Raw genomic sequence first — 8798 nt, 5'->3', positions numbered from 1 at the left:
CTGGATTTATTTAATTATCTTTGTGAGAATAACCTACTAAACTACGAGGATTTTCAGAAGCATATCGCAGATATGGACGGTTCCGTTGCCTCCGCCTGGGACAAGATTGATGAAATCGGCCAGCAGATACAGACGAAACAGCTGATCAAAAAACAATGCTCCGCTTACCGCGCTTTCAGGGAAATCGTAGAAAATGAAAAAAATACCTAAAATCCTGCCCTCTATCGCGGACAACATCAGAAAGAGTATGAGCTTCACATTACCAGCAAAGAGGCCCTGAAGGAGCTCGGCGTAAAGGCTCTGCCAAAGCCGGAGAAACTGGACGCACAGATTGAAAAATTAGAAGCTGAACAGGCCACCGCCCGAGACGAATGGAAAAAACTCCGGAAACAGCAGGATATCCATCTTCACTCTGAAAATGTTGAGGAGCAGATACCGTCTGCGCCTGATATTTCCCAGAACCAGGAGACGCTCCATCCAGCATTTGCTTCAAGAAGCAACGCTGTTGTTAAAAATAATAATCACGAAAAATCATAACGTATTTATATCAAAAGAAGGAGAAAATTTCAACATAACTATTGGAAAAAGGATTAAGATATGCAGAAAATTCAGAGCTATGACCGGTAATCAACTTGGCCGCGCCATCGGTCTGAACAAAGCCTTCGGCACAAGAATTACTCAATACGAAACGAATGCCCGGATTCCCAGACCGGAAATTTTAAAAAAATTGCAGATGTTCTTAACATTAGTCTGCTTTCAATCTCACCGCTCTTCGGAGACATGCCGGAGGAATTTATGGAAATCCTGTTCTGGCTGGATGAAGAATTCTGGATTGCCTTTTCCCACCGCCATACACTTCCATCACGCATATTAATCGGAATCAGGACTTTCTCACCGGCATGAGCAGCAATCGTACTTTTCCTTAAGATCATCTCATCCGTATCAATGTAATTGTGGATAGTATGAAATACCTTCTGGCACTTCATTCTTATCTTTTCCAAAACACTCTCCACCATTTCTTCACGGTTCTAGCAGGCAAAGCTCTGGCATATCTCTACATCATGCAGATAATCATCCGGATAGTTTCCATACTGACCGATCCCCGCTACATAAACCGCTGCCCATATATAGTCTTTCTTTAGTATTTCCCGTTTTTTTTAAAACACCATTTACCATACATTTATCAAATAAACAAATGCAGGAAGTAGATTCTAAAAACTCTACTTCCTGCATCTGTCATTTTTATCTTATATCCATTTTACAATTTTGCATATAAAGCATTAATTTTCGCCCGAGTAGCAGGTCCAATAATTCCGTCAACGGATAAACCATTTGCTTTCTGAAATTTGCAAACAGCGTTATATGTTCCCTGTCCAAAAATTCCATCTGCGCCAGAGGAACCACAACTGTACCCTAAAGCAATAAGTTTTTTCTGCATATTTTTCACATCAGTTCCGCTTGAGCCCATAGACAGATTTGTGCCGGAACTACTTCCTCCTAAATTTGAATATGCGGAATTTATTTTAGATCGTGTCGTAGGCCCAATAACACCATCCACCGTCAAGCCATGGTCTCTCTGAAAATTGCAAACGGCATTATATGTTCCCTGTCCGAAAGACCCATCTGCACCTGAGGAACCACAACTATAGCCTAATGCAATAAGCTTTTTCTGCATATCCTTCACATCAGTTCCACTTGAACCCATAGAGAGGTTTGTGCTGGAACCAGATCCACTTCCATATGCCGGTCTGCAAAACGAAGCCTTGGGAGAACCAACAGTACGATTAGTTGTTCTTACCTGATCTTTAGAATTTCCATCAATTGTTACATACGTATTTCCGCTGACTGACTTAACAATACCAACATGACCATAAGTTCCCCCCGCAGACGTAGTAATAATTGCGAGGTCTCCGACCTTCGGGCTTGAATAAACACGTCCTAATGAATTATAATATCTCCAAATTTCATAGACAGATGCTGTTTTTCCGCCTCCATAAAAAATGCTAGATGCGCCGGAATGTTTAAACACCCACCATACGAACACTGCACACCACGGATAAGCATCACCATTTACCGCCTTTCCATAATACTCCGTATTGTACTTTACGTTGTTATTGCCGGTTTCTTTTACTCCAATCTCATTGCTCGCTGTTTTGATAATTGTACTCGCTGTTGCCATATTATATTACCTCCGTTTTTTATTTGTGATAACCGGTTATCTGTCTTATATAAAGTAACTTACAGGCGAAATGTAAACCATTATTTTCATTAAAAACAAATATTCAAAAATAACCGAAATCCTACTCATTTCTAAAACATATTTCGATAAGTCAAAATTACAATTTTCACACTTTAATTGATATAATATTCAACAACTAAACAAGGAGGCCATTTAACCATGAATAATGTAAAAATTCTATGTATCGCAGGCAGTATCGTACTCGGTAGTATATTGCTATCCGGACAAGCTTTTGGCAAAGCCCCCTCAGATCTAATCACCCTTTCCGCCCCTAAGGAGCCTGAGGGGCAACATGTATCTTATGATATAGATGGTTCCGGCTCTTATTATGACAGTGAGTCAGATACAACTTACTATTTTGTCAAGGGGATTGTCACTTCTTATTCTAATCATACCAAAACCTTTTCACTGACTTCCGACGTCGGTGAAACTTATGAGTTACCGGCAGATACGGATATTAATATAACCGACTATCTCAACACAGAAGCACATATATGGTACTCAGAAGACTCTCAAAAAAACTTAAAATTACTTGTGTTCTCTCCTCAAATTTTTTGGGAACATATTAATGAGCTGGAATCAGATGAACAAATTCCGGATGGTGCCACAGAAATCGATGGGACTCTTTCAAAATATATCTCTTTCTGGTTAACAGAAGATAAAATAGATGTTACTCTCTTATTTGTTGAGGACAACGATGGAAACACTCATATATATGCAGAGGATAACACATGCAATAATTGTAATAGTTCTGTTTTTGGCAAAACAATCGGCGACTATATCAAGTTATATGAAGATATGCATTTAAATTCTCAAGTATATGATGATTTTAATGTTGCATATCTTATATCAGAAGCATCATCTTGACTTACCCAAATGTCTGGTTGAGAACCTGATGTTTTTTACATCAAACATATCATATATTTTAAATGCCGCAGCCAATATTTTCAAAGGCTGCGGCATTTTTGACTTAATTTTTCTTTCAAACATGTTGCTTCTTCTTTTGACTGCTGCAAATATGTTTATGTCACAAATTCAAGCAATATTCAGCACTTACTATTTATGTAAAAAATCATTTCAGAAATTGATATATTTTTTTCTTTTCTCTGTTTACATATTGACGGCTAAAGTGTAAGAAAGATGCGATTTCACTATCTGACCACCCTAAAATCAAGTATTTTAAAATATCCCTTTGGTTTGAAGTCATTTTTAAGGTTATATTTTTCAGATCAAATGCTAATTCCACAGATGAATAATCCGCTCTATAGCTTTCTTGTAAATCACCTTCATTATCCATATATGCACATTCGTATTTTTCTTTTTTTAAGTTTCTCTTGCAAAGATGAGCAAATTTATATTTCACTGAATTGGTAATGAATTTCAAGCACTGATAATCGTCTTCACAAGTGGCGATTGTTTTTACTGCTTCTATAATTGCCAAATTCAATTCTTGAGTTGCGTCATCCCAATCTAGAAAGAATATTTTTTTTGCATATGATTTTACTAAAGGTTCCATTATGCAAAGTAAGCTTTGCATGTATTTTGAATCATTTTTTGCCTGTATAACCAAATCTTTATATCCCTGCATCATATACCCTTTTATTTTTTAAAGAGTATCTGGGCATAAAAATGTAAACTTATTTTTTATTTTTTTGTTCAGAATCAAAGGTTTCTTATATCTATAAAAAAAGGAATATTGTATTTAAACAATATTCCCAATTTCCATCCTGCATATAATCCTCACTACAGAAGCTATATATTTTACAGCTGCTTCCCGCCATCATTACCAAAAATACTTTCAAAATCTATTTTTACAATCTTTTTTGGGTTATTCTTATTATTTTTACTCATCAAAATATTCCTGATACCAGAACAAAAACGCCAGCACCGTCCAGATTTTCCGGCTGTTGTCCTTCTTTCCCGCGTGATGCTCCTCCAGAAGCGCCGTCAGCTTTTCCGTGTGGAAATACTGACGGGATATGGGGCTTTGAAACATTTTTTTAACTCTCCCGTACCAGTCGTCGTCCCGCAGCCAGACACGGACAGGCACCGGAAATCCCAGCTTTTTCCGCGCGGCCGTGTCTTCCGGGATGTATTTCCGGGCCACCTTCCTAAACAGATACTTCGTCTTTCCGTGGGCAAATTTTGCCTCCGGCGGAAGTGTCCGGACAGCCTCGAACACATCCCGGTCCAGGAAGGGCACGCGCACCTCCAGCGAATGGGCCATGCTCATGCGGTCGGTTTTCTGCAAAATATCCCCGGCCAGCCAGTATTTCAGGTCGATGTTCTGCATTTTCTCCGGGTCGGAAAGCCCGGCGGCTTCTTCATAAGTCTTTCGCAGAAACTCCTGACAGGACGGCGTGTCGGTCGGATTTTTCAAAAGCTCCCGGCGCTCCTCGTCGGTGAAAATATGGGCGTTCCCGATAAACCGTTCCTCCACCCGTTGGCCGGCCCGGATCAGAAAGCTCTTGCCGCGGCGGTCCGGCAGTTTTTTCGCCTGCCGGGAAACCGCACGCCGGATCTTTTCAGGAATCCAGGCCACTTTCTGAAGAGCCAGAGGCTCCCGGTAGATATTATAACCGCCAAATAGTTCGTCCGCACCCTCCCCGGAGAGCACCACCTTCACATAACGAGACGCCTTGGCAGCCAAAAAATACATGGCGACGGCAGAAGCATCACCGCTGGGCTCGTCGAGGGCGTACATTACCTTTGGAAGCACATCCCAGAACTCCTTTTTCCCGATAGTATGCATGTGATAAGAAAGATGCGCATACCGGGCCACCTCCCTGGCCCTGTTTTCCTCGTTGTAGCCGCTGTTCCCATCCAGAAATCCCACCGTAAACGCCATTTTTGCCCCGGACAACACGGCAATAAAACCCGAATCCACACCGCCGGACAAGAAAGTTCCCACTTCCACATCACTGACCATATGGCGGCGGACGGATTTTTTAAGCACGCTCTCCAGTTTTTTCTCCATATCCGCCAGCGAACACCCCGCCTCGGGCTGTAGCTTCGGCTGAAAATATCTGCAGATTTCATACTTTCCCTGGCGGTAAAACAGCATACAGCCCGGCGGAAGGCGGTAGATTCCCTCAAAAAAAGTTTCCTCCAGCACGGAATACTGAAAAGAAAGATACTGCTCCAGCGCCCGTTCATTCAACTTTTTCGGGACGCCCGGGAACTGCAGGATGCTCTTAATCTCCGACGCAAACACGAAATTTCCATCCACCACTGTGTAAAACAACGGCTTGATTCCGAAAAAATCCCTCGCCAGCATCAGTTCTTCTTTTTTCTCATTCCAGACGGCGAAGGCAAACATTCCACGAAGCTGCTCCACAAACGCCGGACCATAAGCCTCAAGACCATTCACCAGCGTCTCCGTGTCCGAGCGGGTGACAAAAAGAATCTTCTTTTCCCGTTCCATCTGCTCCCGCAGTTCCTGGTAATTATAGATTTCTCCGTTAAACACCACTGTCAGGTTCTGACTGCTGCTTTTCATAGGCTGCAGGCCGCCTTCCAGGTCGATGATACTCAGGCGGCGAAATCCAAGGGCCACGCTGTCATTTACAAAACTGCCCTGCGCATCTGGACCTCGATGTACCAGCTTTTCCTTCATTTTTTCCACAATCTCTCTTTTGTTCTTTTTCTTTCCGAAAAATCCACAAATTCCGCACATGCTTTTCTCCATCTCGTATAATAAGTTTGTAAGCAAGAGAAATCTCTTACAGACTTATTTCTTTTTATGGTATAGAGGTAAGGACATCTAAGAGGTATTCCCCTCATCCCATTCCCATCTATACAGTCAATAGTTACATTGACATATCGTTTATCCTTGTTGTCAACCTTTACTTCTTTATTTTACCTCATATAACACCCCATAATATATTTCTGGCACTAACAACACCTAAAAGTCTTCCAACAGTAACAACTGTCTCATTTTCATTCTCAAAAGTCATTGCGCAGTAGCATACGGTACAGCCCAAGGGCTTTTTTCGTTTTCAGCCATCAAATTTGCTCTTCATCACTTGCCGAACATGAATCCTGCTTTTGCACTTCTGCTCATTGGATTTCACGGCACTTTTTTGTCAAAAATCTTGATTAGCGGTTTACATTTTGAGACTATTTTTCTCCTTATAAAATGAATTTGCAAATTCCAAAATTTCAAAAGGAGAAAAAACACAATGACAGATCATGAAAAACTTGTAATGCGAAATATTATTTATGCAGTGGAAACTGGCGGACAAGTATATGGACAAAAGGACTATGCTGATTTTACGGAAGCATATACCAACAGTTCTGCGGAACATGCGATCACAATCGGTGCCGGACAGTGGTATGGCAATGAGGCTCGTACACTTCTTCTTAAGATTAAAACTACTGATGCCGCAACTTTCAGCAAGTATGATACGGCCGGTGTCGCGGCGGATCTTAATAAAACAGACTGGTCAAACTATCAGCTCTCAAAAACCTCGGCAAAAGCGAAGGCAATTGTACATATTATCAATTCAACAGTTGGTCATCGCTGCCAGGATCAGCTTATGGATGGACAGATGGAAACTTATGTGAAGGAAGCAGCTTCTCTGGGCGTTACAGCAATGGATGCCAAAATGATGTGTGCAAATTTTCGCCATCAGGGTGGACTTTCTGCGGTGAAAAGGATTCTTGCCAAGACTACAAAGCCTTACACACTGGATCATCTTTATACTGCCTGCCAGACAGATACCGGAAATCAGGTCGGAGCATATAAGAGCCGACAGAAAATGGTATATAATGCATTAAAGACCTATATCACTAATTATAAGGTGACAGCATCCGATGCAATTCAGGCAGCGATAAATATTGCAAAAGCAGAAATCGGTTATCGTGAGAAAGCATCGAATGCAAATCTTGACAGCAAGACCGCAAATGCAGGAACCGCTAATTATACAAAGTATTGGCGGGATGTTGCACCAGAATACCAGGGTCAGGCATGGTGTGCCTGCTTTATAAGCTGGGTATTTATGAAAGCCTTTAACAAGTCGAAGGCTTCGGAATTATTAAAGCATTGGCCGTATATAAGTGTTCCAAACATTTCAACCAAATTTACCAATTATTCTACGCCGAAAGCTGGAGACATCGTAATGTATCATAATGGGTCGGTATTTAATCATACTGGACTTGTTATTGCTGTTAGTGGTAATTCTTATACTACCATTGAAGGCAATACAAATGACGGTTCCGGTGTGGTAGCTGAAGGGATCGGCGTATATCAGAGAAACCGTACATTGAGTGCGTCCTCCGGTACAAGATTCGCCAGGCCGGATTATAGTATTATTAATTCCATTAATAACTCTGGCGAAACAACAACTCCTTCTACCTGGACAACGAAAAGCACTGGGGTATGTACTGGAGATGGCGTTTATGTACGTCAGACGCCAGGCGGAGCCATCATGGGTACGGTATCAAAGGGAACCAGCCTTGAGCTAGATGGAACCACCTCTGGTGTATGGGTTCATGTGAAAGTGTCTGGAATCGGAATCGGTTATATGCATCAGGATTATGTAGGCAAAGGAACTGCTTCCACAGGTTCCTCCGCAGTTAAAACAGCTCAGACTGCATTGAACTCAAAGTTCAAAGCCGGATTGACTGTAGACGGTATCTGGGGATCTGCGAGTCAGAAAGCATATATTAAAGCAATCCAGACTGCACTTAATTCCGTATACGGCACTGGCCTTACAACCGATGGCATCTGGGGAACAAACACATCCAATGCCTGTGCTGCTCATGTGCTTTCAGAAGGGGCCAATAACCTTTATGTCGGAGTTCTGCAGATTGGTCTTTATGCTCATGGTATTACCCTGAATAACGGGATTGATAATGCCTTTGGAGCCGCCACAAAGCAAGGTGTGAAAAAATTCCAGACTTCTAAGAGATTAACTGCGGATGGAATTGCGGGAAGAGATACTTTTGCAAAGCTTGCAGGTGTTTAACGATTTTTGAACATGCGCCTGACGAGCGCACCTGAGAAAAAGGCGCTGCATATGCAGTGCCTTTTCCGAGAAAATGCGAGAAAATCTAATATTCACTGGGAGAGGTATCTTCAAAATCTTCGTTTTCCGATTCACTCACATCAGGTACATATTCGTCGGTCATTTTCTGCGCTTCCTCTAATGTACTGGAAGGTAAATATTCCTCCCCATCACTCGTAAGCATGATTACTATATTAACGTTATTCTGACTATAATACTCCAGGTCAACATTCAGTCCGGATCGTACAGCACTCCCATTAGCTATATTCAGGACGGCGTTTTCTATATTAAAAACCATATTATAATAATTTCCTGATTCGCCCACTTCTACTGTTATCGTATTTTCATCGGAATACAGAATATTACCAGTGATATATTGGATATCATAAGTTTCTTCCTGTGCAGATTCCTGATCTGCGGGATCTCCCTGGCTTTGGTAAATTTCCGCTTCTGCGTTATTTCCAGACTGTTGATTCTGCACACTGTCTCCTGGATTTGCTGCCACAGCTGTGGGCGTTGGCTTCCTGGTAACAGCCGTAGTAAGATTTGGA

At 41.8% G+C, this 8798-nt stretch carries 7 protein-coding genes and 2 pseudogenes; 3 read left to right on the top strand and 6 right to left on the bottom strand.

The genetic code is table 11. The features are described from left to right. A pseudogene (locus tag AC075J_RS00635) lies at window positions 1–210 on the top strand (relaxase/mobilization nuclease domain-containing protein); the annotation flags it as partial. A gap of 612 nt (window positions 211–822) precedes the next feature. Here the strand turns inward: AC075J_RS00635 and AC075J_RS00630 are convergent. Further along, window positions 823–1082, bottom strand: a pseudogene (locus tag AC075J_RS00630) (RtcB family protein); the annotation flags it as partial. A 176-nt stretch (window positions 1083–1258) separates the two neighbouring features. Then, window positions 1259–2179 carry a peptidoglycan-binding protein gene (locus AC075J_RS00625; RefSeq protein WP_022380853.1) on the bottom strand — a complete coding sequence of 307 codons (921 nt, stop codon included), beginning with the start codon at window positions 2177–2179 and terminating at the stop codon, window positions 1259–1261. Window positions 2180–2398: 219 nt separating this feature from the next. Between AC075J_RS00625 and AC075J_RS00620 the strand changes: the two genes are divergently transcribed. Next, window positions 2399–3106, top strand: coding sequence for a hypothetical protein (locus AC075J_RS00620; RefSeq protein WP_019162467.1), 708 nt, complete (start codon window positions 2399–2401; stop codon window positions 3104–3106). On the opposite strand, the gene AC075J_RS00615 is transcribed toward AC075J_RS00620, so the two are convergent. The 3 genes from AC075J_RS00615 to asnB all read right to left on the bottom strand — a co-directional run bounded on the left by AC075J_RS00615 (window position 3098) and on the right by asnB (window position 5915). Then, a complete protein-coding gene (locus tag AC075J_RS00615) occupies window positions 3098–3229 on the bottom strand; it encodes a hypothetical protein (RefSeq protein WP_005424140.1) in 132 nt (43 codons plus the stop codon). The genes AC075J_RS00620 and AC075J_RS00615 overlap by 9 nt on opposite strands. Window positions 3230–3311: 82 nt before the next feature. Continuing rightward, window positions 3312–3830, bottom strand: coding sequence for a sigma-70 RNA polymerase sigma factor region 4 domain-containing protein (locus AC075J_RS00610; protein ID WP_128866342.1), 519 nt, complete (start codon window positions 3828–3830; stop codon window positions 3312–3314). 252 nt (window positions 3831–4082) lie between these two features. Further along, a complete protein-coding gene (gene asnB, locus AC075J_RS00605; protein ID WP_055201248.1) occupies window positions 4083–5915 on the bottom strand; it encodes an asparagine synthase (glutamine-hydrolyzing) in 1833 nt (610 codons plus the stop codon). Between the two features lie 505 nt (window positions 5916–6420). On the opposite strand from asnB, the gene AC075J_RS00600 reads away from it, so the two are divergent. Next, window positions 6421–8208, top strand: a complete 1788-nt coding sequence (locus tag AC075J_RS00600) for a peptidoglycan-binding protein (protein WP_055201250.1) — start codon at window positions 6421–6423, stop codon at window positions 8206–8208. Window positions 8209–8293: 85 nt separating this feature from the next. Here AC075J_RS00600 and AC075J_RS00595 read toward each other — a convergent pair. Continuing rightward, window positions 8294–8798, bottom strand: a 505-nt coding sequence (locus AC075J_RS00595) for a hypothetical protein (protein WP_476389840.1), incomplete at its 5' end; no start/stop codon positions are given.

This window comes from Blautia sp. ZXY-1-C6, assembly GCF_056339875.1.
This window is presented reverse-complemented; position numbering and strand designations above follow the sequence as displayed.